Genomic DNA, 2,555 nt, shown 5'->3' with positions numbered 1-2,555 from the left:
GCTGTTACTCCTGTAACGGCAGCAAATGACATAACGGCAAGCAGCGACGGGTTTGCTGCGGATAGGCGCATGAATCGCGTGATCGACAAGTTCCACGGCGACCCCGGCCTGCGCTATGCGATGGAAGCCCATGCCGAGGGTGATCCCGACGCGGTGATTCTGACACTGGCGATCCGAGACAAAGCCGCCTGCGAGCTTCGGATTCCGAAATCTCGTTATGACGCCTTCGCTCTGCTGGAATTGATCGAGAGACACACGACGCCAGCGACATTGCAATGACCACGAAGCCGAACACGATACGAGAATGTATTGCGATTAGTTCAGTTGCGGCACTTGCTCATAGTCGGCGTCGATAATGAGCCGGCCATCGCTGTCTCTGGGCGCAATGATAACGGTAACGCCTGTACCGTTCTGCGCGGAAATCTCACCGGGCAAAAGGCGAGAGCAAATGGTATAGAAAGCACCGGGGTTAGCCCTAGCGAAATCAGCAAAGGCTTTATCTCCCCCGATATCTTCATACACCGTGCGTACGGCCTCTTTGAATTGCGCCGTTATCTTATTCGGCGTTCCAGCTTGCCTACCGCCTGTCTTTCGTCCGTGTGCCATATCAGCGTACCTGTTTATCTATACAGTTCTACTGTACATCAAACATTGACGACGCGGGAGTCATGGGTGCGGCCTGATCGCCAATTGCGGAACGCTATGCCACGTCAGTACGTCGTGCAGCTCACAGAATTGCCAACTGGAACACAGTTGGTTGTTTTTGTACGGGTAGCGTTATATGCAGCCGTTGCCGCTGCCGATGAGGCTGCACTGTTGCTCTTTTCATTCTGGTACAACTGAACAAATAGCTGCTGAAGCTCAACTCTTGCGTCTAGCTCAGATATTTTCTTATCAGAAACTTGTTGCGTAAGCTGGTCGGCTTTGAGTAGATATAGTTTCACCTCTGGGCTGTTCTTGAGGCGAGGATTAGACGAATCAGCCACCTGTGCCTTTAGGCATTCAGCCATTGCTGCAAATGTGCTGGTGGTTGCTTCGCAACCTGCCTGTAGTTTCTGAACATTTGCACAGCCAACCAGAAGTAACAACACTACACAAGCCAAAAAGTTGCGCATCGCATTCTCCTAGAGTTAGCGTTAATCATACCAATAAGATCAAAGTAACCGATTGACATCGAGCATGGGTTGGTGGAGAGATGGCTCTGGCATGGATGAAAACGACTCCAGGAGCATGAGCGAGGTAATCAGTGCAGCGAAGGCTTTACAGGCCGAACTGTGCGGGTTGGTACTGGTTGCATTACACCGGCAAGGACGCCACCAAGAGTTTGCGAGGGCATTCCAGCTTCCTAGGTGCACTGGACTGAGCCATTGAATGTTTACAATGACCGCAAAGAACAGTACATAGTCATTGGCCTTCCCCCACCCCGGCGGCAGAATAGTTGTCGCCCTATATCAAAGCCAAAGCAAAGAAGGAGGAAATCATGAACCCGATTAAGACCATTCATCTTCTTGTACTTACGGTTGCCACGATAGCTGGTTGTGCCGCTCAAGTCACAAGTTCCACTCCTAGCACCGTAGACGTACGAGCAGGAGTCCCTGACATGGGGATAGAGAAGGCGTTGGAATTGGCTGAGGCTGAATGCACCAAGCGAGGACTTTCCGTTCGTGTGCATTCTGTAACGTCACCAAATACTGACAGGTATATTTTTGATTGTGTCAAATAGACCCTTTGCTTCATGCTAACCAAATATCTATCCTCTACGGCGCTGGCATGAATCGAGTAGGTTTTGCTTAATCAGGAGTTGTCATGAGAAAACTGTTTAAAAATACTTTCACTGTGTTGTCTGTGATGCTTCTATCCGCTTGCGCTTCTACTTACACGCCCAAGAGTACCCCACCAGGATTCAATGGGTATTTTGATACTCAACTTGGAGAGAATATCTTTCAAGCTGGCTTTCAGGGCGATGGGTTTGATTCAAGAGAAAGAGTTACTGATCTTGCGCTACTTCGAAGTGCAGAAGTTGCCTTACAGAAAGGGTTCTCTTATTTCGTAATCGCAAACATGGCGGACAACTCCAGCGGCACTAACTATGTAACGCCTACAACGACTTCGGCTACGGCGCGAGCAGTCGGAAATAGCGTTTTGGTAAACGCAACAACGTATGGAGGACAAAGTTTTTACATCACATATCCCAATACGACCAATACAATTATCTGTTTCAAAGAAAAGCCGACCATACAGGGATTGGTATATGAAGCGCGGTTTGTAGCAGAATCACTTAAGGCAAAACACGGGATCAAATAGGCTCTGGCCAAGCTACCGCGATGCAGCGACTGATGCAAGGCGCTGCTACTGTTACCTGATGGGAACCCAGCATCTTCCCGACATTTCCCCATGCCCTGCCCCAGCGTCAGAAATAACCCCCGGGGTCGCCGTCGCAAAGCATTTTTCTGGAGCATTGCAAAGCATCGAAGCTGGCCGGGCGTGGTGCGATAGTCGGCGCTGGTACTACGGCGATCCTGCTGCCGAGATAGGGCGCTGAACAGATGCAGAAC

The 2,555-nt window shown here is 50.2% G+C and carries 5 protein-coding genes; 3 read left to right on the top strand and 2 right to left on the bottom strand.

Going from position 1 to position 2,555, the window contains the following annotated elements; genetic code table 11:
* Positions 1-279: hypothetical protein (locus WCO51_12330; protein ID MEI6514040.1), on the top strand; the 279-nt coding region annotated here is incomplete at its 5' end.
* A 36-nt stretch (positions 280-315) separates the two neighbouring features.
* On the opposite strand, the gene WCO51_12325 is transcribed toward WCO51_12330, so the two are convergent.
* Together WCO51_12325 and WCO51_12320 are read right to left on the bottom strand one after the other, a co-directional pair.
* Positions 316-606 (bottom strand): hypothetical protein, encoded by a 291-nt coding sequence (locus tag WCO51_12325; GenBank protein MEI6514039.1) that lies wholly within the window; start codon positions 604-606, stop codon positions 316-318.
* Between the two features lie 104 nt (positions 607-710).
* A complete protein-coding gene (locus WCO51_12320) occupies positions 711-1,115 on the bottom strand; it encodes a hypothetical protein (GenBank protein MEI6514038.1) in 405 nt (134 codons plus the stop codon).
* A gap of 365 nt (positions 1,116-1,480) precedes the next feature.
* Here WCO51_12320 and WCO51_12315 point away from each other — a divergent pair, with 365 nt between their 5' ends.
* Positions 1,481-1,723: a hypothetical protein gene (locus tag WCO51_12315; GenBank protein ID MEI6514037.1), complete on the top strand. Its 243-nt coding sequence runs from the start codon at positions 1,481-1,483 to the stop codon at positions 1,721-1,723.
* Positions 1,724-1,806: 83 nt separating this feature from the next.
* Complete coding sequence (locus tag WCO51_12310; GenBank protein MEI6514036.1) at positions 1,807-2,304, top strand: hypothetical protein; 498 nt, start codon at positions 1,807-1,809, stop codon at positions 2,302-2,304.
* Positions 2,305-2,555: the final 251 nt, after the last annotated feature.

The sequence above is a fragment of the bacterium genome, from assembly GCA_037131655.1.
Classification (GTDB): domain Bacteria; phylum Armatimonadota; class Fimbriimonadia; order Fimbriimonadales; family JBAXQP01; genus JBAXQP01.
Note: the sequence above shows the minus strand (reverse complement) of the source record. Positions and strands in the feature narration are given on the sequence as shown.

Bases quoted from the DNA above. Each gene is read 5' to 3' on its own strand.
- WCO51_12325 (MEI6514039.1), bottom strand. From the start codon at position 606: ATGGCACACGGACGAAAGACAGGCGGTAGGCAAGCTGGAACGCCGAAT.
- WCO51_12320 (MEI6514038.1), bottom strand. From the start codon at position 1,115: ATGCGCAACTTTTTGGCTTGTGTAGTGTTGTTACTTCTGGTTGGCTGT.
- WCO51_12315 (MEI6514037.1), top strand. From the start codon at position 1,481: ATGAACCCGATTAAGACCATTCATCTTCTTGTACTTACGGTTGCCACG.
- WCO51_12310 (MEI6514036.1), top strand. From the start codon at position 1,807: ATGAGAAAACTGTTTAAAAATACTTTCACTGTGTTGTCTGTGATGCTT.